Origin of the sequence: Pseudomonas sp. NPDC087185 (assembly GCF_044744955.1) — a bacterium.
Taxonomy (GTDB): domain Bacteria; phylum Pseudomonadota; class Gammaproteobacteria; order Pseudomonadales; family Pseudomonadaceae; genus Aquipseudomonas.
The window spans coordinates 122,749-144,447 of sequence record NZ_JBIUZK010000004.1 but is presented as its reverse complement, the minus strand read 5'-3'; the positions used below and the strand labels follow the sequence as shown (position 1 = coordinate 144,447).

Below are 21,699 nucleotides of genomic sequence, written 5' to 3'. Positions count from 1 at the left end.
TTACTCGGCTATCGAAGAAGTTCGGGAGGAAGGCGCGGGGGGAACGGGGTCGAAACCGCCGTCGTTCCACGGATGACAACGCCCCAGGCGACGAACGGTCAGCCACCCGCCACGCAAGAGGCCATGGGTTTCAATGGCTTCGTACGCATAACAGGAGCAACTGGGGTAGAAACGACAGTGACTGGCCATCAGAGGACTGATGGCATAACGGTAAAACTGGATCGGAACGAGTGCCAGTTTACGCATCTTGACTGTCTACCCCTGCGGAATCGGCGTTTGCCGCTGGAGTGGGCCGGCTGCGCGCCAGGCGTTTCCAGAGCTTGCCAAAATGTTGGTGCAATTCCGGGTTTTCTATCTCACCCAATCCCTTGCGCGCGACGATCACTATGTCCAGGCCAGCAAGCAGATGCTGGTGCAGACGGAAGGAATCGCGCATCAAGCGCTTGAGGCGATTGCGTTGAACGGCGAGCTTGACGCTCTTCTTCCCTATCACCAAGCCAAGGCGTGGATGATCGAGACCGTTCTCGCGAGCAAGGATCAGCAGGTTTTTCCCTGGAACCTTGCCGGTTGGGGAGTCGAAGACCGCTTTGAAATGCCGGGGTGTAAGCAGTCGCTTTTCCCGACTGAAGTCCTGACTCACCACCTGTGCCGAAAAATCAAATGGCCAGACGCTTACGGCCTTTGGCACGACGACGCGACAGAACAGCGCGGCCGTTCTTGGTTGCCATACGGGCACGGAAGCCGTGGGTGCGAGCGCGCTTGATGGTGCTTGGTTGGAAAGTACGTTTCATGGCGTTGTTACCTGGGTTTGTCGACAACGGGCCGGAATGGCCCCCTTTTTAAGAGATCGGCGATTCTAGAGAAAGCAAGCCGATAGGTCAATTTCCAACCAGCCTTTCCTTATGGATGGCGTCCTAATGAAGGTGCTTCGGGCGGTCGTTCGGGCGGAGCTTGATCGTGCAGGCAAACGGGCGACAAAATGAAAAAAAAGAAGAGAGATATAAAAAGCTTTTCTGAAGAACTTATAAATCTTAGGTGGATAAGTATCTGTGGATAACACCTCACAGCCCTTAATTCGCGGCATGTACAGCATTTTGAAACCTTGTCCACAAGCCGTGCTCTGCCTGTGCCGCGCTTGAGTACAGCCTGTGGATTAAAGTGTCGCTTATCCACAGGGTGGTTATCAACAGGGCTCGACCCAGGGTTGTGCATAGCCCTTATGGGCGGTTATCCACAGAGCTTATTCACACCGTCAAAAAGGCGTATTGGTCGCTAAATGGCTGTTTTGTCATGGCTCAGAATGTTTCCACATGTGGATAACTGATCGCTCGACCGGTACAATGGCGGTTTGCTTTTGCCTCATCCGGCTTTCAAACTCAGGGGATATCCGTGTCAGTGGAACTTTGGCAGCAGTGCGTCGAGCTTCTGCGCGATGAACTGCCTGCCCAGCAATTCAACACCTGGATCCGTCCGCTACAGGTCGAAGCCGAAGGCAACGAGTTGCGCGTCTATGCGCCTAACCGTTTCGTTCTCGACTGGGTGAATGAAAAGTACCTCGGCCGTCTGCTCGAACTATTGGGTGAGCACGGCAGCGGCATTGCGCCTGCCCTTTCCTTGTTAATAGGCAGCCGTCGCAGCTCCGCGCCGCGGGCTGCACCCAATGCGCCGGTCAGCGCTGCGGTGGCGGCTTCTCTTGCGCAAAACCACGCGCAACCGTCTGCCGCGCCGGTCATGGCGGTCGTCGACCCGATCTCCTCGCCTGTGGCTGAACCCGTAGTGGCCAATACCATGGCCGAGCCGCCTTCGCGTGACACCTACGACTCGATGGCCGACAGCGCTGTGGTACCTGCCGCATCGGGCCGCACCGAACAACGCAATGTTCAGGTCGAGGGTGCGCTCAAGCACACCAGCTACCTGAACCGTACGTTCACCTTCGAAACCTTTGTCGAAGGTAAGTCGAACCAGTTGGCCCGGGCTGCTGCCTGGCAGGTGGCCGATAACCCCAAGCATGGCTACAACCCGCTGTTCCTTTATGGCGGTGTGGGCTTGGGCAAGACGCACTTGATGCATGCTGTGGGTAACCACCTGCTGAAGAAGAACCCGAATGCCAAGGTGGTCTACCTGCATTCCGAGCGCTTTGTCGCCGACATGGTCAAGGCACTGCAGCTGAACGCGATCAACGAATTCAAGCGCTTCTACCGGTCGGTCGATGCCCTGCTGATCGACGACATCCAGTTCTTCGCCCGCAAGGAGCGTTCGCAGGAGGAGTTTTTCCATACCTTCAACGCCCTGCTCGAAGGTGGCCAGCAGGTGATTCTCACCAGCGACCGCTACCCGAAGGAAATCGAAGGCCTGGAAGAACGTCTCAAGTCGCGTTTCGGCTGGGGATTGACGGTGGCCGTGGAGCCGCCAGAGCTGGAAACCCGCGTGGCGATTCTCATGAAGAAGGCCGACCAGGCCAAGGTCGAACTGCCACACGATGCGGCATTCTTCATCGCCCAGCGCATTCGCTCCAACGTGCGTGAGCTTGAAGGTGCCTTGAAGCGGGTTATCGCCCACTCGCACTTCATGGGCCGCGACATCACCATCGAGCTGATTCGCGAGTCGCTGAAGGACCTGCTGGCGCTGCAAGACAAGCTGGTGAGTGTGGATAACATTCAGCGCACCGTCGCCGAGTACTACAAGATCAAGATCTCCGATCTGTTGTCCAAGCGCCGTTCGCGCTCTGTTGCGCGCCCGCGCCAGGTGGCCATGGCGTTGTCCAAGGAACTGACCAACCACAGTCTGCCGGAAATCGGCGACATGTTTGGCGGCCGGGATCACACCACCGTGCTGCACGCCTGCCGCAAAATCAATGAATTGAAGGAATCCGACGCGGACATCCGCGAGGACTACAAGAACCTGCTGCGGACACTGACCACCTGATGGCCGCCAGCGCAGCTAATTGAAGGCAAGGGACTAGACCATGCATTTCACCATTCAACGCGAAGCCCTGTTGAAACCCCTGCAACTGGTCGCCGGTGTCGTCGAGCGCCGTCAGACCTTGCCGGTCCTGTCCAACGTGCTGCTGGTCGTGCAAGCCCAGCAGCTGTCGTTGACCGGTACCGACCTGGAAGTCGAACTGGTAGGCCGCGTGCAACTGGAAGAGCCGGCCGAGCCCGGCGAGATCACTGTCCCGGCGCGCAAGCTGATGGATATCTGCAAGAGCCTGCCAAACGACGTCCTGATCGATATCAAGGTCGACGAGCAGAAGCTCTTAGTCAAGGCCGGCCGTAGCCGATTCACCCTGTCCACCCTGCCTGCCAACGATTTCCCGACAGTGGAAGAAGGCCCGGGCTCGCTCACCTGCAACCTGGAACAAAGCAAGCTGCGCCGCCTGATCGAGCGTACGAGCTTCGCCATGGCCCAGCAGGACGTGCGTTACTACCTCAACGGCATGCTGCTGGAAGTGTCGCGCAACACCCTGCGCGCCGTTTCCACTGACGGTCACCGCCTGGCATTGTGCTCAATGAGCGCAGCGATCGAGCAGGATGAGCGTCACCAGGTCATCGTGCCGCGTAAAGGTATTCTGGAACTGGCGCGCCTGCTGACCGATCCAGAAGGCATGGTCAGCATCGTCCTGGGCCAGCATCATATTCGTGCGACCACTGGCGAGTTCACCTTCACCTCGAAGCTGGTCGACGGCAAGTTCCCCGACTATGAGCGCGTGCTGCCCAAAGGCGGTGACAAGTTGGTCATTGGTGACCGTCAGGCATTGCGCGAAGCATTCAGCCGTACCGCGATCCTGTCCAACGAAAAGTACCGCGGTATCCGCCTGCAACTGGCTGCCGGCCAGCTGAAGATCCAGGCGAATAACCCTGAGCAGGAAGAAGCGGAAGAAGAGATCAGCGTCGACTATGAAGGCACCTCCCTGGAGATTGGCTTCAACGTCAGCTACCTGCTGGACGTATTGGGCGTGATGACTACAGAGCAGGTTCGTCTGATCCTGTCCGACTCCAACAGCAGTGCGCTGCTGCAGGAAGCGGGCAACGACGACTCGTCTTACGTTGTCATGCCGATGCGTCTGTAACCTGTAGCAGGCCTAATGTCCCTTCGACGTATCATGGTCACCGCGGTGCGCAACCTGCACCCGGTGACCCTCACACCCTCCCCCCGCATCAATATCCTTTACGGCGCCAATGGCAGCGGCAAGACCAGTGTGCTTGAAGCGGTGCACTTGCTTGGCCTGGCCAGGTCGTTTCGCAGTACCCGCTTGAACCCCGTTATTCAGTACGAGCAAGCAGCGTGTACGGTTTTTGGCGAAGTCCAGTTGGCCGAAGGTGGCACCAGCAACTTGGGTGTTTCACGTGAGCGGGCGGGCGATTTCACTATTCGCATCGACGGGCAGAATGCCAAGAGTGCTGCGCAGCTGGCAGAACTGCTGCCGCTGCAACTGATCAACCCGGACAGTTTCCGCCTGCTGGAAGGTGCCCCGAAGGTCCGTCGGCAGTTCCTTGATTGGGGAGTGTTCCACGTGGAACCCCGCTTCATGCCCGCCTGGCAACGTCTGCAGAAGGCGTTGCGGCAGCGGAACTCATGGTTGCGGCATGGTACACTTGACCCAGCTTCGCAAGCCGCGTGGGACCGGGAATTAAGCCTGGCCAGCGCGGAAATAGATGAATACCGTCGCAACTACATCAAGGCCTTGAAGCCCGTCTTCGAGCAAACCCTGAGCGAACTGGTCGAGCTGGACGGGTTGACCCTTAGCTACTACCGAGGCTGGGACAAGGACCGGGAACTCAACGAAGTACTCGCCTCTTCTCTCCTTCGCGATCAGCAGATGGGCCACACCCAGGCCGGCCCGCAGCGTGCTGATCTGCGTCTTCGTCTGGCTGCCAACAACGCAGCCGACATCCTGTCGCGTGGTCAGCAAAAGCTGGTGGTCTGCGCATTGCGCATTGCCCAAGGCCATCTCGTTAGCCAGGCTCGCCGGGGTCACTGTATTTATCTCGTGGATGACTTGCCGTCCGAGTTGGACGACCAGCATCGCCGCGCGCTGTGTCGCTTGCTTGAAGAATTACGCTGCCAGGTGTTCATCACCTGTGTAGATCACGAATTACTGAGGGAAGGCTGGCAGACGGAAACGCCAGTTGCTTTGTTCCACGTGGAACAAGGCCGTATCACCCAGACCCACGACCATCGGGAGTGAAGGCATGAGCGAAAATCAAACGTACGATTCCTCCAGCATTAAGGTGCTGAAAGGTTTGGATGCCGTGCGCAAGCGTCCCGGCATGTACATTGGCGACACCGATGACGGTAGCGGCCTGCACCACATGGTCTTCGAAGTGGTCGACAACTCGATCGACGAAGCCCTCGCCGGGCACTGCGACGACATCACCGTGATTATTCACACGGACGAATCCATCAGTGTTCGCGACAACGGTCGCGGCATTCCGGTCGACGTGCATAAAGAAGAAGGCGTTTCTGCAGCCGAGGTCATCATGACCGTACTGCACGCCGGCGGCAAATTCGACGACAACTCGTACAAGGTTTCTGGCGGCCTGCACGGGGTAGGTGTTTCGGTAGTAAACGCCCTGTCCGAAAAGCTGGTGCTCACTGTTCGCCGTAGCGGCAAGATCTGGGAACAGACCTACGTGCATGGTGTGCCGCAGGCGCCGATGGCGGTTGTGGGCGAAAGCGAAACCACCGGTACCCACATTCACTTCAAGCCTTCGGCTGAGACCTTCAAGAATATTCACTTCAGCTGGGACATCCTGGCCAAGCGTATTCGTGAACTGTCGTTCTTGAACTCTGGCGTTGGCATCCTGCTGAAGGACGAGCGCTCGGGCAAAGAAGAGTTCTTCAAATATGAAGGCGGCCTGCGTGCGTTCGTTGAATACCTGAACACCAACAAGACCCCAGTCAACTCCCAGGTGTTCCACTTCAACGTGCAGCGTGAAGACGGCGTCGGTGTAGAAGTCGCCCTGCAGTGGAACGACAGCTTCAACGAAAACCTGCTGTGCTTCACCAACAACATTCCGCAGCGCGACGGTGGTACCCACCTGGTCGGTTTCCGTTCCTCGCTGACCCGGAGCCTGAACAGCTACATCGAGCAGGAAGGCCTGGCCAAGAAGAACAAGGTCGCCACCACCGGTGACGATGCCCGTGAAGGCCTGACCGCGATCATTTCGGTGAAGGTGCCGGACCCCAAGTTCAGCTCGCAGACCAAAGACAAGCTGGTCTCCTCGGAGGTGAAAACCGCCGTGGAACAGGAGATGAACAAGTACTTCTCCGACTTCCTGTTGGAGAACCCAAACGAAGCCAAGGCCGTTGTCGGCAAGATGATCGACGCAGCCCGTGCCCGTGAAGCGGCGCGTAAGGCGCGTGAAATGACTCGCCGTAAAGGCGCGCTGGATATCGCCGGCTTGCCGGGCAAACTGGCGGACTGCCAGGAGAAGGACCCTGCCCTTTCCGAACTGTACCTGGTGGAGGGTGACTCCGCGGGTGGTTCGGCCAAGCAAGGCCGTAACCGTCGCACCCAGGCGATCCTGCCGCTGAAGGGCAAGATCCTCAACGTCGAGAAAGCACGTTTCGACAAGATGATCTCGTCCCAGGAAGTCGGCACGCTGATCACTGCCCTGGGCTGTGGCATTGGCCGCGAAGAGTACAACATCGACAAGCTGCGTTATCACAACATCATCATCATGACCGATGCTGACGTTGACGGTTCGCACATCCGTACCCTGCTGCTGACCTTCTTCTTCCGTCAGCTGCCGGAGCTGGTCGAGCGTGGCTACATCTACATTGCCCAGCCACCGCTGTACAAAGTGAAGAAAGGGAAGCAGGAGCAGTACATCAAGGACGACGAGGCCATGGAAGAGTACATGACCCAATCGGCCCTCGAAGATGCCAGCTTGCACCTGGACGAATCGGCGCCAGCGGTTTCTGGTGTTCAGCTGGAAGCCTTGGTCAACGAATTCCGCAGCGTGATGAAGACCCTCAAGCGTCTGTCGCGCCTTTACCCGGAAGAGCTGACCGAGCACTTCATCTACCTGCCGGAAGTCACCCTGGAGCAGCTGGGTGACCACGCTGTCATGGAAAGCTGGTTGGCCAAGTTGCAGGAACGCCTGAACAACAGCCAGAAGTCTGGCCTGGCTTACAAGGCCAGCCTGCGCGAAGACAAGGAACGTAACGTCTGGCTGCCGGAAGTGGAAATCACCTCCCACGGCCTGGCTAGCTACATCACCTTCAACCGCGATTTCTTCGGCAGCAACGACTACCGTACCGTGGTCAACATCGGTTCCAAGCTGGCCAGCCTGCTGGGTGAAGGTGCCTACGTGCAGCGCGGTGAGCGTCGCAAGGCGATCGTCGAGTTCAAGGAAGGCCTGGACTGGCTGATGAACGAGACCACCAAGCGTCACACCATCCAGCGATACAAAGGGCTGGGTGAGATGAACCCCGACCAGCTGTGGGAAACCACCATGGACCCGACCGTGCGTCGTATGCTCAAGGTCACGATCGAAGACGCGATTGCCGCCGACCAGATCTTCAACACCCTGATGGGTGATGCGGTTGAGCCTCGTCGCGAGTTCATCGAAAGCAACGCCTTGTCGGTATCGAACCTGGACTTCTGATCAGGGGTAGATAGATCGGCAATAAAAAGCCCGCGTAAGCGGGCTTTTTATTGGCTGCTGATTTTCTTCGGGCTTAGTAGCCGCTGAGGATATTCACGATCACCCCAGACGCAATGGCTACCAGCACGTAGTCGCCGTTGACGTACAACCAGCGGTGGTCGCGTGGGGGTGGCGACAGGTGGCGCGCACGCCAGTCGGTCACCCAGTAACGGTCATCACGGTAGTGCGGGTCCACTACATGGCCCCGCTGCCATTGCTGGTGAGGTACCGGCATGCCCTGTTGTGGGCGGAAGTTCGGGTTGCGGTAGGACGGAGCATGGCCGTTTCCAGGTTTGCCTTGCTGCTGAGGGTGACCCTGCGGCTGCCCTTTCTGTGGGCGACCTTGATCGTGATGCGATGGGCCTCCATCGTGACCCTGAGGCGGGCCGGGTTGAGCGAAGCTGGCCAGTGGTGCGCTGAGCATCAGCGTGGCGCAGAGCACGGTGAGGGTTTTTTTCATCGAATGTCGGTCCTTAGCATGTACACGTCCGGCGGGTTTCATCGGGACGCCTGGTACGGTTAATACGTCAGACCGTGAATTACGCAGACTAATCCCTGGCAGGAGGTAAAGGTCGGGTAAAGAACGGTCAAGGTGTGCTCAGCCCCAAGGCTTTCAAGCGTCGATACAGCGTGCGCTCACTCAAACCCAAGTGGCGCGCCAGTTCACTGCGTGGCCCCTGGAACTGCGCCAGCGCCTGTGCCAGATCACTCAGGTCGCGCCCCCTGCTCACACCGCCTAGCGGCGGGCCGAGGTCTTCCGGCAGATGCTCAGGCCGGATCAGCCCGTCATCGGCAAACAGCCGGGCCCTTTCCAGGATGTTACGCAGTTCGCGGATATTGCCGGGGAATGGATGCAGTGCCAGTTGCTGCAGCGCTTCATCAGTCAGGCTTGCGGTTGGCTTGCCGGCCATGCGTTGCAACAGGCTCTGTGCGAGCAACGGCAGGTCCTCTACCCGCTCGCGCAATGCCGGCAGGCGGATCGGGAAGCCGCTGATACGGTAGTAGAGGTCTTCGCGGAATGTCCCCTCAGCCACCATCTGCTTGAGCGGTTTGTGGGTTGCGGATACCAGGCGGAAGTCCGCATGCACGGTGCGCGTGCTGCCGACCGGGCGGAAGCTGCCGGACTCGATCAGGCGCAGCAGTTTGACTTGCATCGCCAGCGGCACTTCGCCGATCTCGTCGAGGAACAGCGTGCCGCCATGAGCGGCTTCGGCCAGGCCAATCTTGCGCTGGTTGGCGCCAGTGAAAGCGCCCTTCTCGTAGCCGAACAATTCGCTCTCGAACAGCGACTCGGTCAGGCCGGTGCAGTCCACCACTACCAATGGCCCGTTGGACCGTGGGCTGCCCATATGGATTGCGCGGGCGAACAGCTCTTTGCCGGTGCCTGACTCACCCTGAAGCAGTACCGGGATCTGCGCAGGTGCTGCGCGCTGAAGGCTGGCCAACGCCGTCTTGAACGCTGGCGAACGGCCGACCAGACCCTGTTGCTGAGGTTGTGCCGAGGCCAGGGTGATCGTGCTCAGGCGCTCGACAAAAGCGACTACCCTGCCCTGCTGATCGAGGATTGGCCGCAGTTCTACATCAACATGCTCAGGCCCACGCGGCGTGTGATGAATGTGCAGCACCCGTTCGGGCAGCTTGCTCTCCCAAGCCTTGCGCATCGGGCAATGCTCACCGGCCTGGTCGCAAGGTACGGCGTAGTGATGGGAAACACGGTGGCATTTCTCACCCAATGGCGCCTGGTCGTCCCGGCCGAACTGCCGGCGATAGGCGGCATTGGCAGCGAGGATGTTGTAGTCGGTATCCAGCACGATGGTAGGCAGTGCATCGTGTTCGAGGTAGGAAACCAGAGCTAGGATGAGTGGATGGGATTCAGACATGACGGCACCGGTTGGATAACCCGGCGCAGGGTAACAAGGACTGCCAAACACTGCCATTGGCTGACAGTCGACTGCCATCACCGCTGACAGGCTGCCAGCCATGCCCTCGCACACGCTACGTTCTGCGGGGTTTGGGCCCATCAATAATCCTGGCATGCATCTTGATAAACCACCTGTCACTGCCTACGCCTGAACAAGGCGCGGTGGATTATTTGGAGAACGAGATGATCATCGGCAACAACCTACAGGTGGAAGCCTTTTTCGACGAGGCAACCTCGACCATCAGCTACCTGGTGCTGGACCGTGAAACCCACCAGTGCGCGTTGATCGACAGTGTGCTGGACTACGACCCCAAGTCTGGCCGCACCTGCACCGACTCCGCGGACCGGCTGATCGAACGCGTACAGGCCTTGGGTGCCAAGGTGCAGTGGGTGCTGGAAACCCATGTACACGCCGACCACCTGTCGGCGGCGGCCTACCTCAAGGAACAGCTTGGCGGCCATACCGCCATCGGCGCCGACATTACCAAGGTGCAAAAAACCTTCGGCACCTTGTTCAACGCGGAGCCAGGCTTTGCCCGCGATGGCAGCCAGTTCGACGTGTTACTCATGGACGAGGAAGGCTTCCGTATCGGCAACCTGCATGCACGTGCTTTGCATACGCCGGGGCATACGCCGGCCTGCATGAGTTACCTGGTAATGGATGCGGGTGAACAGGCGCTGTTCGTGGGCGACACCCTGTTCATGCCCGACTACGGTACCGCGCGGTGCGACTTCCCAGGTGCCGACGCGCGCACCCTGTACCAGTCGATTCGCCGCCTGCTGGCGTTCCCTGACCAGACGCTGCTGTTCATGTGCCACGACTACCTACCGGGTGGGCGCGACATGCAGTACGTCACCACCGTGGCCGAACAGCGCGCCAGCAATATCCACATCCATCAAGGCGTCGACGAGGACAGTTTCGTGGCCATGCGCGAAGCCCGCGACAAGACCCTCGACATGCCCGTGCTGATACTTCCGTCGGTGCAGGTCAACATGCGCAGTGGCCACTTTCCAGCGCCCGAGGAAAACGGCGTGAGCTACCTGAAGATCCCGCTCAACAAGATTTGACTGCCCTGCCCCATTACCCGATTTTCAGGATTTACTGCCATGCCTGCTTTGTTGTCCCCTGCCAACGCCGACCACCATAAGGTGGTTATCGTCGGTGCCGGCGCTGCCGGAATCGCTACGGCTTCCAGCCTTATCAAGCGCGACCCTTCACTGGATATCGCGGTGATCGACCCCGCTGATGTGCACTATTACCAACCCGGCTGGACCCTGGTCGGCGCGGGCGTGTTCAAGGCACCCGGCACCGCCCGTACCCTGGCTTCGACCATTCCCCGTGGTGTGCACTGGGTCAAAGCGCGCGTTCAAGGTTTCGACCCCTTGGGCCAGTTGGTCATCCTGGATGACGGCCGTTCCATCAGTTACGAGCAGCTGGTGGTCTGCCCAGGCCTCAAGCTGGATTGGGCTGCCATCGACGGCCTCAGCGAAACTCTGGGCCGCAATGGCGTGACCTCCAACTACCGTTATGACCTGGCGCCCTATACCTGGGAGCTGGTGCAAAACCTCAGGCAAGGCCGCGCCCTGTTCACCCAGCCGCCCATGCCGATCAAGTGCGCGGGTGCACCACAGAAGGCGTTGTACCTGTCATGCGACCACTGGCTACGCAACGGTCGGCTGGGCGATGTCAAAGCCAGCTTCTTCAATGCAGGCGCCGTGTTGTTCGGTGTGCCCGACTATGTGCCGGCGCTGATGGCTTACATCGACAAATACGGCGTGGACCTCAACTACGGCCAGCGCCTGGTAGCGGTGGATGGCCCTGACAAACGCGCTACCTTCGTTCGTACCCTGGCCGATGGCAGCAGCGAAACCCGCACCGAAGCGTTCGACATGCTGCACGTGGTACCGCCGCAGGTCGCTCCGGACTTCATCCGCCAGAGCGCTTTGGCCGATGCCGCCGGCTGGGTCGATGTCGACCCGCATACCCTGCGCCACCGTCAGTTCGCCAATATCCATGCCCTGGGCGACGTGGCCAGCACCAGCAACGCCAAGACCGCCGCCGCTGCGCGCAAGCAGGCTCCGGTGGTCGCCAACAACGTGCTGGTGGCGTTGGGCCGGTTACCCACGCTTGCCCAGTACGATGGCTACGGCTCCTGCCCGCTGACCGTCGAGCGCGGCAAGATCGTCCTCGCCGAGTTCACCTACGGTGGCAAGGTCGCGCCAAGCTTCCCGCGCTGGCTGCTCGATGGCCGGCAACCGACCCGCTTGGCCTGGTTGCTCAAGGCGCGGGTGCTGCCGCCGCTTTACTGGCAAGGCATGCTCAAGGGGCGCGAATGGTTGGCACGGCCGCAGCCATTGGTCACCGAGGCCGCACAGTGATCGAGCATCAACTGCTGGGTGCCGGGCTGGGCGCAATCATTGGTGCGGTACTGGCGCTGACCGGCGCGGGTGGAGGCATCCTGGCGGTGCCGCTGCTGGTGTTCGGCCTCGGCCTGTCGATGGCTGAGGCGGCGCCAATCGGCCTGCTCGCCGTTGGGCTTGCCGCCGCTGTGGGGGCGATACTCGGCTTGCGCCAGGGGCTGGTGCGATATCGCGCGGCCGTGTTCATCGCCCTGATCGGCATCGCCGTGGCGCCGTTCGGGCTCATGCTCGCACACCGCTTGCCCAACACGCCGTTGGCGCTGGTGTTCGCTGGTGTGCTGGTCTATGCCTGCCTGCGCATCTGGCGCAAGGCGGCCCGGGAGCTGCGTGGCGAAAACAACGAGGCACACCGCTTCATCGAGCCGTGCGTGCTGAACCCATTGCAGGGCCGTTTGCGCTGGACGCTGCCCTGTGCGCGGGCCCTGGCCATCACCGGTGCAGCATCCGGCTTGTTATCCGGCCTGCTGGGCGTGGGCGGCGGCTTCGTGATCATTCCTGCCTTGAACCGCTACACCAACCTGCGCATGAAAAGCATCGTCTCGACCTCGCTGGCGGTGATCGCCCTGGTGTCCACCGGCAGCGTAGTCAGCGCCAGTCTGGCCGGGGTGATGCACTGGCGGGTCGGTGCGCCGTTTGCCGTGGGTGCGGTGCTTGGCCTGCTACTGGCACGCCCACTGGCAAGCAAGTTGGCCGGGCCACGGCTGCAGCAGCTGTTCGCGGTGGTCGGCTTCGGCGCTGCCCTGCTGCTGGCCGGCAAGGCTTTACTCGGCTAGCAGTTCGTCCTGTTCGGCTGCGCACAGCGCCAGCAGGTAGTCCCAGACCACCCGCAGGCGCACCGACTTGTGCAGTTCGCGGCGGGTGCAGATCCAGTAGCTGCGCTGGATGGTTTCGTTGGGCAACACGCGCACCAGTGTCGGGTCGTGGCGGGCCATGTAGTTGGGCAGCACGGCAATGCCCAGGCCGGCGCGGGCAGCGGTTTGCTGGGCGATCACGCTGGTGCTGCGAAAGGCCACGCTGGGCGCCCGGCAGAAGCTGTTGAGAAACAGCAGCTCCTGGCTGAACAGCAGGTCGTCGACGTAGCCGATCCAGCTGTGGCGCGCCAGGTCTTCGCGGTTGCGCAGCGGTGGCGCACGGTCCAGGTACGCCTGGCTGGCATACAGCGCCAGGCGGTAGTCGGTGAGCTTGCGAGTGATCAGCAGGTCGGCATTGGGCCGTTCGAGGTGAATGCTGATTTCCGCTTCGCGGTTGAGGATGCTGACGAAGCGCGGCACCGCCACCAGCTCTACTTCCAACCCTGGGTAGCGTTCGAACAAGGCATTCATGCGCGGGGTGAAGAACATGATGCCGATGCCTTCGGTCACCCCCAGGCGAATCTTGCCCAGCGGCGTGATGGCCTGGGTGATTTCTTCCTGCGCCAGCAGCGCGACGTTCTCCATGGCTTCGGCGTGCTTGAGCAGCGCCTGGCCGGAAGGCGTCAGCTCATAACCTTGAGCGTGTTGTACGAACAATGGTGTACCCAGGCTCTTCTCGATGTTTTCGATGTGCCGGGCGACGGTGCTGTGGGTGGTATTGAGGCGCTTGGCGGCGCTGAGCAGGCGGCCACTGCGCTGCAACTCGAGGAAAAACCGCAGATCATTCCAATCGAACATGCATCCTTTCCCTGTTTGTCGCTGTGCTAAAACGCACAACGGCTGCGCGAAATCTCGTGTTTCCTCCTCGAAATTAATCAATAAGATGTGGGACGACAAGAATAAAAATCAGGCGCGAGGTTGCACATGCCATCAGCCGATTCTGTCTTCGATTACGTGGTCGTAGGGGCCGGGCCCGCCGGGTGCCTGCTGGCCAATCGTTTGTCCGCCGACCCTGCCTGCCGCGTATTGCTGCTCGAAGCGGGTGGCCGCGACAACTATCCCTGGATCCACATCCCTGTCGGTTACCTCTATTGCATCGGCAATCCGCGTACCGACTGGTGCTTCAAGACCGAGGCACAACCCGGCCTGGGCGGTCGTAGCCTGGGCTACCCACGGGGCAAGGTGCTGGGTGGCTGTTCATCGATCAACGGCATGATCTACATGCGTGGCCAGGCTGCGGACTACGATCATTGGGCTGAGCAAGGCAATGACGGTTGGGCCTGGAAGGAGGTGCTGCCGCTGTTCAAGGCCAGCGAAAATCACTTTGCCGGCGACAGTGAGCACCACGGCGCCGCGGGCGAGTGGCGGGTGGAGCGCCAACGCTACAGCTGGCCGATCCTCGATGCCTTCCGCGATGCCGCCGAGCAGAGCGGTATCGGAAAGGTCGACGACTTCAACACCGGCGACAATCTGGGCTGTGGATACTTTCAGGTCAACCAGCGCAGCGGTGTGCGCTGGAATGCCTCCAAGGCATTCCTGCGGCCTGTGCATAACCGCCCCAACCTCACGGTGCTGACCGGCGTGCAGGTCGACCGGGTGATGCTCAACAATACCCGTGCCCGCGCTGTAAAAGCCCTTTGGCAAGGCGCCTGGCATGAATTAGCCGCGCGCCGCGAGATCATCCTGTGCGCCGGCGCCGTGGGGTCTCCCGGCATCCTCCAGCGCTCCGGCATCGGCCCGCGTACGCTGCTGGAAAGCCTGGGTATCGGCGTTCGCCACGCCATGCCCGGTGTCGGCGGCAACCTGCAGGACCACCTGCAATTGCGCCTGATCTACCAGATTCGCAACACGCGCACCCTCAACCAGATGGCCAACAGCCTGTGGGGCAAGATGGGCATGGGCTTGCGCTACCTCTATGACCGCAGCGGCCCGCTGGCCATGGCGCCGAGCCAGCTGGGCGCGTTCGTGCGCTCCAGCCCGGAGCAGCCCACCGCCAACCTGCAATACCACGTGCAACCGCTGTCGCTGGAGCGCTTCGGCGAACCGCTGCACCGCTTCCCGGCCTTCACCGCGTCGGTGTGCAACCTGCGCCCGGTAAGCCGAGGACGCATCGACATCCGCAGTGCGGACATGAACAGCGCGCCTCTGATCGACCCCAACTACCTCAGTGACGCGCAAGACCTGCGGGTGGCCGCCGACGCCATCCGCCTCACCCGGCGCATCGTACAGGCCCCTGCCCTCGCCGCCTTCGACCCCCAGGAATACCTGCCAGGCCCTGCCCTGCAGTCTGATCAAGACCTGTTCGAGGCCGCCGGCAAGATCGGCACCACCATCTTCCACCCGGTTGGCACCTGTCGCATGGGCAGCGGCCCGCTGGACGTTGTGGATAACCAACTGCGCGTACACGGCATCCCCGGCCTGCGTGTGGCGGATGCTTCGATCATGCCGCAGATCACCTCCGGCAATACCTGTTCACCCACGCTGATGATCGCCGAGAAGGCGGCACAACTCATTCTGAAGGGAGCAGCTACCCAAACCTACCTGAACGAAGACGCGCTACCGACGCCCTGACCGGGTGCGTGCAGTACCGGCGGCTTGCGGTCAGAGGCCGCCGACAGTGGAACAACAACAATAATCACTGTGGCCTGCGGGCCGAGGACAGCAACGATGTCGGATTACATCCAAGAGCAGGGTGCGACGGCGGCCAGCCCCAGCCGCCGTGAAGAACGCAAGATCATTTTCGCGTCATCCCTCGGGACGGTTTTCGAGTGGTATGACTTTTTTCTCTATGGCGCGTTGGCGGCGGTCATCAGCAAGCAGTTCTTTGCGGGGGTAAACGACACTACCGCCTTCATCTTCGCCTTGATGGCCTTTGCCGCGGGCTTCCTGGTGCGGCCCTTCGGCGCGCTGGTGTTCGGCCGCCTGGGTGACATGATCGGGCGCAAGTACACCTTCCTAGTGACCATCGTGCTGATGGGTCTGTCGACCTTTGCCGTTGGGCTGTTGCCTACCTACGCGAGCATCGGCATCGCCGCGCCGATCATCCTGGTGGTGTTGCGCATGCTCCAGGGCCTGGCGCTGGGCGGTGAATACGGCGGTGCGGCCACCTATGTGGCGGAACACGCGCCGCACGGCAAGCGCGGTTTCCACACCGGCTTCATCCAGTCCACCGCCACCCTCGGGCTGCTGCTGTCGTTGCTGGTGGTGCTGGGCAGCCGCTACATCAGTGGCGACCAGTTCGAAACCTGGGGCTGGCGCCTGCCGTTCCTGCTGTCGATCGTGCTGCTGGCGATTTCCACCTGGATTCGCATGAGCATGCATGAGTCGCCGGCCTTCGTGAAAATGAAGGCCCAGGGCAAGATCAGCAAGTCGCCGATCCGTGAGTCATTCACCTCCTGGCCCAACCTCAAGGTGGTGCTCACCGCACTGTTCAGTATCAACGCCGGCCAGGCCGTGACCTTCTACACGGCGCAGTTCTATGTGCTGTTCTTCATGACCCAGATGCTCAAGATGGACCCGGCCCAGGCCAATACCCTGCTGATCATCAGCGTGGTGATCGGCGCGCCGTTCTTCGTATTCTTTGGCTGGCTGTCCGACCGCATCGGCCGCAAGCCGATCCTGATGCTCGGCCTGCTGCTGGCCACGGTGCTGTACTTCCCGCTATTCAAGGCCCTCAGCCACTACGCCAACCCGCAGATCGACATGGCCAGCCGCCAGGCGCCGATCGTGGTCACCGCTGACCCGCAAGGCTGCACCTTCCAGTTCGACCCGGTCGGCAAGGCACGTTTCGACAGCCCGTGCGACAAGGTGAAAACCTTCCTGGTCAAGCAGGGCCTGCCCTACAGCTCAGTGAATGTCGCCGGCAGCCAGGTGGTGGTGAACATCGGTGACAAGAGCATCAATGGCTATGACGAGACCGCCATGCGTGCGGCGATCGAGCAGGCCGGTTACCCGGCCAAGGCTGACCCGGCGCAGGTCAACCAGGTGATGGTGGTGGTGCTGATCGTGGCGATGATCCTGATCGCGACCATGACCTACGGGCCGCTGGCGGCGGTGATGGTCGAACTGTTCCCGACCCGTATCCGCTACACCTCGATGTCGCTGCCCTACCACATCGGCAACGGCTGGTTCGGGGGGTTCCTGCCAACGGTGTCGTTCGCGTTGGTGGTGTACACCGGGGATATCTTCTATGGCCTGTGGTACCCGGTGCTGGTGACCGGGATCAGCCTGGTGGTGGGGATCTTCTGCCTGAAAGAAACCAAGGACGTCGATATCGACAAGGTTTGATGATGTCCTGAAGCCATAAAAAAACCGGCTGTAAAAGCCGGTTTTCTTATGCCCCGAAAAAACTTATGCACGTTTTTCAGAAAAATGTCATACACAGAAATAAACAGCTAATTCATACACTTAGCGATCACATCCAGCATTCTTCGGAAAAACTGCTAACAAGTTATCCACAGAACGTCAGGCAATCTGCTCGTGCGGTTTCTCATCTACCGGCGGCAGCGAACCCATGGCCCGTTGGGTCGCTTCGTTCCAGGCCGCCGCACGGTCATTGAGCTCGGCAATGGCACGTGGGCCAGTGCCGTTGGCGTACATCGGCTCACCGATGACCACCTCGATGGTGCCCGAGCGTTTGCCCCAGCCGGTCTTGGGCCAGAACTTGCCTGCATTGTGCGCGATCGGCAGCACCGGCAGCCCGGCATTCACAGCCAGGGCGGTACCGCCGCGGGAGAACTTGCCCACCGTGCCGAACGGCACCCGGGTGCCCTCCGGGAAGATCAGCACCCAAGTCTTCTGCTTGAGCAACTCGTCACCCTTGCTGGCCACCTGGCGCAGGGCTTCCTTGGGGTTGTCGCGGTTGATCGCGATCGGCCGCAGCATGGCCATCGCCCAGCCGAAGAACGGCACGTACAGCAGCTCACGCTTGAGCACCTGGCTCAACGGCGAGAAATACTGGGACAAGAAGAAGGTTTCCCAGGTGCTCTGATGGTTGGACAGGATCACACAGGGCTCACTGGGCACATTCTCGGCGCCCGTGATCTTGTAATCGATGCCTAGGATTGTGCGGCTCAAGAACAATGCACAGCGGCACCAGTACACGTTGATGAACGTGTACCGCTTGGGGAACGACAAGAATGGCGCGACGAAAAAGCTCAGGGAGCACCACAGCAGCGAACTGGTGCCCAGCAGCAGGTAAAAAAGAAAGACTCTGATCGCCTGCAGGATCGACATAGTGGCATGTACCGTTGCGGGGCTTGCCCGCCTGAGAAAAATGCGCCCGTAGGCGCATCGTTTAAATTAGTTCTCTGGCGATAGCTGCCAGATCGTCGAAAATCAGTGTAGTTTCAGCGACGCCTTTTTCCAGGGTTCGCTCGCCCTTGCCGGTTCTCACCAGCACGGGTTGTGCACCGACGGCCAGGGCGGCCTCCAGGTCACCTTTACTGTCACCGACAAACCATATGCCGCGCAGGTCGGCGTGATAATGGTCGGCGATTGCCAGCAGCATGCCGGGCTTGGGCTTGCGGCAAGCGCAGCCCTCGTCCGGCCCGTGCGGGCAATACACAATATGGCCGACTTCGCCGCCCAGCTCGGCCACCAGCGTGCGCAGGCGCGCATGCATGGCCTCGAGGGTTGCCAGCGAATAGTAGCCACGGGCAATGCCGGACTGGTTGGTGGCCACGGCCACCGTCCAGCCCGCCTTGCTCAACTGCGCGATGGCCTCGATCGAGCCAGGGATCGGGATCCACTCCTCCAGCGACTTGATGTAGGCGTCGGAGTCTTGGTTGATCACCCCGTCACGATCGAGAATCAGCAGTTTCAAGGCTTACCCCAGCAGCGAAATGTCGGCCACGCCCAGGAACAGGCCGCGCAGGCGGCTGAGCAGGGCATAACGGTTGGCGCGCACCTTGGCGTCCTCGGCGTTGACCATCACCGCCTCGAAGAAGGCGTCGACCGGGTCACGCAGGGCCGCCAGGCGGGCCAGCGATTCGCTGTACTGACGTGCAGCGGCCATCGGTTGCACGGCCTGGTCGGCCTGCTGGATGGCCGAGTACAGGGAGAACTCGTTGGCGTTGTCGAAGTACTTCGGCTCGACCTGCTCGGCGATAGCGCCTTCGGCCTTGCTCAGCAGGTTCGAGACGCGCTTGTTCACCGCGGCCAAGGCCTCGGCTTCCGGTAGCTTGCGGAAGGCCTGCACGGCCTGCACGCGCTGATCGAAATCGAGCGCCGAGCCCGGCTTCAGGGCACGTACCGACAGGTAGGTGGCCACGTCGATACCTTCGTCTTCGTAGCGCGCACGCAGGCGATCGAAGATGAACTCCAGCACTTGGTCTGCCAGGCCGGCAGCCTTGACCTTGGCACCGAACTGCTTGACCGCGAACTCGACCGCGCCGGTCAGGTCCAGGTCCAGCTGCTTCTCGATCAGGATGCGCAGCACGCCCAGGGCAGCACGGCGCAGCGCGTATGGGTCTTTGCTGCCGGTGGGCAGCATGCCGATGCCGAAGATGCCGACCAGGGTGTCGAGCTTGTCGGCAATGGCTACGGCAGCACCGGTGAGGGTCTGCGGCAGCTCAGCGCCAGCACCGCGCGGCATGTACTGCTCGTTCAGGGCCAGGGCGACGTCTTCCGGCTCACCGTCGTTCAGCGCGTAGTAGTAACCGGCAACACCCTGCATTTCAGGGAACTCGCCAACCATTTCGGTGGCCAGGTCGCACTTCGACAGCAGGCCGGCACGGCCGGCGCGCTGGGCGTCGCCGCCGATCAGCGGGGCGATGAACGCGGCCAGCTTGGAAACGCGTTCGGCCTTGTCGTAGACAGTACCCAGTTGCGCCTGGAACACCACGTTCTTGAGGCGCTCGTTGAAGGTTGCCAGCGGCTGCTTCTTGTCCTGCTTGAAGAAGAACTCGGCGTCAGTCAGGCGCGGGCGCACGACCTTCTCGTTACCCTCGACGATCTGCTTGGGGTCACGGCTTTCGACGTTGGCCACGGTGATGAAGCGCGGCAGCAACTTGCCTTCGCTGTCCAGCAGGCAGAAGTACTTCTGGTTGTCCTGCATGGTGGTAATCAAGGCTTCTTGCGGCACTTCGAGGAAACGCTCCTCGAACGAGCACACCAGCGGCACCGGCCATTCCACCAGGGCAGTCACTTCGTCCAGCAGCGCTGGCGGCACGATGGCGGTGCCTTCCTGCTGCATGGCCAGTTCCGCGGTGCGTTTGGCAATCAGCTCGCGGCGCTCGGCGAAGTCGGCCAGCACGTAGGCTTTGCGCAGGTCTTCGGCGTAGTTGGCCGGGGTGGTGATGACGACGTTTTCCGGGTGGTGGAAACGGTGGCCACGGGATTCACGGCCGGCCTGCTGCGACAGGATGGTGCAGTCGACGACCTGGTCGCCCAGCAGCATCACCAGCCACTGGGTTGGGCGCACGAACTCTTCACGGCTGGCCGCCCAGCGCATGCGCTTGGGGATCGGCAGGTCGTTGAGCGAGTCTTCGACGATGGTCGGCAGCAGGCTGGCGGTCGCCTTGCCCGGGATGTGCTGGGAGAAGCGCAGCTTGGCGCCGCTCTGGTCGATTTCCGACAGCTCCACACCGCACTTCTTGGCGAAGCCCAAGGCAGCCTGGGTCGGCTCGCCGTCTTTGAAGGCAGCCTGCAAGGGCGGCCCGTCGATATTGATGCTGCGGTCAGGCTGCTGCACGTCCAGCTGGCGGATCAGCACGGCCAGGCGACGCGGCGCGGCATAGACCTGCTTGCCGGTGTAGTTCAGGCCAGCGGCCTGCAGGCCTTTCTCGATACCGGCCAGGAAGGCGTCGCCGAGGGTGGCCAGGGCTTTGGGTGGCAGCTCTTCGGTGCCCAGTTCTACCAGGAAATCTTGAGCACTCATTGTGCAGCCTCCAGCTTAGCCAACACTTCGTCACGCAGTTCAGGGGTGGCCATCGGGAAGCCCAGGCGTGCGCGGGCTTGCAGATAGCTTTGCGCCACGTCCCGGGCCAGGGTACGCACGCGCAGGATGTAACGCTGGCGCTCGGTCACCGAGATGGCGCGGCGGGCGTCGAGCAGGTTGAAGGTGTGCGAGGCCTTCAGCACCATTTCGTAGGTCGGCAGTGGCAAGTCCAGTTTGATCAGGCGGTTGGCTTCGCTTTCGTAGAAGTCGAACAGCTCGAACAGTTTCTCGACGTTGGCGTGCTCGAAGTTGTAGGTCGACTGCTCCACCTCGTTCTGGTGGAACACATCGCCGTAGGTGACCTTGCCGAACGGGCCGTCGGCCCACACCAGGTCGTACACCGAGTCGACACCCTGGATGTACATGGCCAGGCGCTCCAGGCCGTAGGTGATTTCACCGGTGACCGGGTAGCACTCGATGCCGCCCACTTGCTGGAAGTAGGTGAACTGGGTCACCTCCATGCCGTTGAGCCAGATTTCCCAGCCCAGGCCCCAGGCGCCCAGGGTCGGCGATTCCCAGTTGTCTTCGACGAAACGGATGTCGTGGACCAGCGGATCCAGGCCGATGGCTTTCAGCGAGCCGAGGTACAGCTCCTGGAAGTTGGCCGGGTTGGGCTTGAGCACCACCTGGAACTGGTAGTAGTGCTGCAGGCGGTTGGGGTTTTCGCCATACCGCCCGTCGGCAGGGCGACGGCTAGGCTGCACGTAGGCGGCGTTCCAGGTTTCTGGGCCGACGGCGCGCAGGAACGTGGCGGTATGGAAAGTGCCGGCGCCTACTTCCATATCGTAGGGCTGAAGCACCACACAACCTTGAGCTGCCCAGTAGTTCTGCAGGGCGAGGATCAGGTCTTGGAAGGTACGCACGGCTGGCGTAGGCTGGCTCACGAAATTCACCTGTATCTGGGGATGCGGATGT

At 61.1% G+C, this 21,699-nt stretch carries 19 protein-coding genes; 9 read left to right on the top strand and 10 right to left on the bottom strand.

The window, feature by feature from the left end; translation table 11 throughout:
* Genes yidD through rpmH form a run of 3 tightly spaced genes read right to left on the bottom strand, consistent with a single transcriptional unit; the run spans position 1 to position 791 of the window.
* Positions 1 to 246 carry a membrane protein insertion efficiency factor YidD gene (gene yidD / locus ACIPIJ_RS15230; protein WP_082422780.1) on the bottom strand — a complete coding sequence of 82 codons (246 nt, stop codon included), beginning with the start codon at positions 244 to 246 and terminating at the stop codon, positions 1 to 3.
* Positions 239 to 643 (bottom strand): ribonuclease P protein component, encoded by a 405-nt coding sequence (gene rnpA / locus ACIPIJ_RS15225; RefSeq protein ID WP_401078947.1) that lies wholly within the window; start codon positions 641 to 643, stop codon positions 239 to 241. Before rnpA ends, yidD begins: the two co-directional genes overlap by 8 nt.
* Before the next feature lie 13 nt (positions 644 to 656).
* Positions 657 to 791 carry a 50S ribosomal protein L34 gene (gene rpmH / locus ACIPIJ_RS15220; protein WP_003253163.1) on the bottom strand — a complete coding sequence of 45 codons (135 nt, stop codon included), beginning with the start codon at positions 789 to 791 and terminating at the stop codon, positions 657 to 659.
* A 598-nt stretch (positions 792 to 1,389) separates the two neighbouring features.
* Here rpmH and dnaA point away from each other — a divergent pair.
* The 4 genes from dnaA to gyrB are packed head-to-tail and all read left to right on the top strand — an operon-like array spanning position 1,390 to position 7,613.
* Positions 1,390 to 2,925: a chromosomal replication initiator protein DnaA gene (gene dnaA / locus ACIPIJ_RS15215; protein ID WP_401077820.1), complete on the top strand. Its 1,536-nt coding sequence runs from the start codon at positions 1,390 to 1,392 to the stop codon at positions 2,923 to 2,925.
* 40 nt (positions 2,926 to 2,965) lie between these two features.
* The gene (dnaN, locus tag ACIPIJ_RS15210; protein ID WP_401077817.1) at positions 2,966 to 4,069 is read left to right on the top strand and encodes a DNA polymerase III subunit beta; all 1,104 of its coding nucleotides are present in this window, start codon (positions 2,966 to 2,968) and stop codon (positions 4,067 to 4,069) included.
* 15 nt (positions 4,070 to 4,084) lie between these two features.
* The gene (recF, locus tag ACIPIJ_RS15205) at positions 4,085 to 5,188 is read left to right on the top strand and encodes a DNA replication/repair protein RecF (protein ID WP_401077815.1); all 1,104 of its coding nucleotides are present in this window, start codon (positions 4,085 to 4,087) and stop codon (positions 5,186 to 5,188) included.
* Between the two features lie 4 nt (positions 5,189 to 5,192).
* Entirely contained in the window at positions 5,193 to 7,613 is a 2,421-nt protein-coding gene (gyrB, locus tag ACIPIJ_RS15200) for a DNA topoisomerase (ATP-hydrolyzing) subunit B (RefSeq protein ID WP_401077812.1), read from the top strand.
* A gap of 73 nt (positions 7,614 to 7,686) precedes the next feature.
* Here the strand turns inward: gyrB and ACIPIJ_RS15195 are convergent, their stop codons facing one another.
* Together ACIPIJ_RS15195 and ACIPIJ_RS15190 are read right to left on the bottom strand one after the other, a co-directional pair.
* Positions 7,687 to 8,112, bottom strand: a complete 426-nt coding sequence (locus ACIPIJ_RS15195; protein ID WP_401077810.1) for an RcnB family protein — start codon at positions 8,110 to 8,112, stop codon at positions 7,687 to 7,689.
* Between the two features lie 127 nt (positions 8,113 to 8,239).
* Complete coding sequence (locus ACIPIJ_RS15190; protein ID WP_401077808.1) at positions 8,240 to 9,532, bottom strand: sigma-54 interaction domain-containing protein; 1,293 nt, start codon at positions 9,530 to 9,532, stop codon at positions 8,240 to 8,242.
* Between the two features lie 224 nt (positions 9,533 to 9,756).
* Between ACIPIJ_RS15190 and ACIPIJ_RS15185 the strand changes: the two genes are divergently transcribed.
* The 3 genes from ACIPIJ_RS15185 to ACIPIJ_RS15175 are packed head-to-tail and all read left to right on the top strand — an operon-like array spanning position 9,757 to position 12,767.
* Positions 9,757 to 10,641: an MBL fold metallo-hydrolase gene (locus ACIPIJ_RS15185; RefSeq protein WP_401077806.1), complete on the top strand. Its 885-nt coding sequence runs from the start codon at positions 9,757 to 9,759 to the stop codon at positions 10,639 to 10,641.
* Positions 10,642 to 10,680: 39 nt separating this feature from the next.
* The gene (locus ACIPIJ_RS15180) at positions 10,681 to 11,952 is read left to right on the top strand and encodes an FAD/NAD(P)-binding oxidoreductase (protein ID WP_401077803.1); all 1,272 of its coding nucleotides are present in this window, start codon (positions 10,681 to 10,683) and stop codon (positions 11,950 to 11,952) included.
* On the top strand, positions 11,949 to 12,767 hold the full coding sequence (locus ACIPIJ_RS15175; protein WP_401077801.1) for a sulfite exporter TauE/SafE family protein: 819 nt from the start codon (positions 11,949 to 11,951) through the stop codon (positions 12,765 to 12,767). Before ACIPIJ_RS15180 ends, ACIPIJ_RS15175 begins: the two co-directional genes overlap by 4 nt.
* Here ACIPIJ_RS15175 and ACIPIJ_RS15170 read toward each other — a convergent pair.
* On the bottom strand, positions 12,756 to 13,643 hold the full coding sequence (locus ACIPIJ_RS15170) for a LysR family transcriptional regulator (protein ID WP_401077798.1): 888 nt from the start codon (positions 13,641 to 13,643) through the stop codon (positions 12,756 to 12,758). The genes ACIPIJ_RS15175 and ACIPIJ_RS15170 overlap by 12 nt on opposite strands.
* A 126-nt stretch (positions 13,644 to 13,769) precedes the next feature.
* On the opposite strand from ACIPIJ_RS15170, the gene ACIPIJ_RS15165 reads away from it, so the two are divergent.
* Both ACIPIJ_RS15165 and ACIPIJ_RS15160 read left to right on the top strand, forming a co-directional pair.
* Complete coding sequence (locus ACIPIJ_RS15165) at positions 13,770 to 15,416, top strand: GMC family oxidoreductase (protein ID WP_401077795.1); 1,647 nt, start codon at positions 13,770 to 13,772, stop codon at positions 15,414 to 15,416.
* A 96-nt stretch (positions 15,417 to 15,512) separates the two neighbouring features.
* Positions 15,513 to 17,132: an MFS transporter gene (locus ACIPIJ_RS15160; RefSeq protein WP_401077792.1), complete on the top strand. Its 1,620-nt coding sequence runs from the start codon at positions 15,513 to 15,515 to the stop codon at positions 17,130 to 17,132.
* Positions 17,133 to 17,309: 177 nt separating this feature from the next.
* Here the strand turns inward: ACIPIJ_RS15160 and ACIPIJ_RS15155 are convergent, their stop codons facing one another.
* The 4 genes from ACIPIJ_RS15155 to glyQ all read right to left on the bottom strand — a co-directional run bounded on the left by ACIPIJ_RS15155 (position 17,310) and on the right by glyQ (position 21,668).
* Positions 17,310 to 18,080, bottom strand: coding sequence for a lysophospholipid acyltransferase family protein (locus tag ACIPIJ_RS15155; protein ID WP_401077789.1), 771 nt, complete (start codon positions 18,078 to 18,080; stop codon positions 17,310 to 17,312).
* A gap of 61 nt (positions 18,081 to 18,141) precedes the next feature.
* Entirely contained in the window at positions 18,142 to 18,669 is a 528-nt protein-coding gene (gmhB, locus tag ACIPIJ_RS15150) for a D-glycero-beta-D-manno-heptose 1,7-bisphosphate 7-phosphatase (protein ID WP_401077787.1), read from the bottom strand.
* A gap of 3 nt (positions 18,670 to 18,672) precedes the next feature.
* The gene (gene glyS, locus ACIPIJ_RS15145; RefSeq protein WP_401077784.1) at positions 18,673 to 20,724 is read right to left on the bottom strand and encodes a glycine--tRNA ligase subunit beta; all 2,052 of its coding nucleotides are present in this window, start codon (positions 20,722 to 20,724) and stop codon (positions 18,673 to 18,675) included.
* Positions 20,721 to 21,668 (bottom strand): glycine--tRNA ligase subunit alpha, encoded by a 948-nt coding sequence (gene glyQ / locus ACIPIJ_RS15140; RefSeq protein WP_012312032.1) that lies wholly within the window; start codon positions 21,666 to 21,668, stop codon positions 20,721 to 20,723. The genes glyS and glyQ overlap by 4 nt, the downstream gene beginning before the upstream one ends.
* Between the last annotated feature and the right edge of the window lie 31 nt (positions 21,669 to 21,699).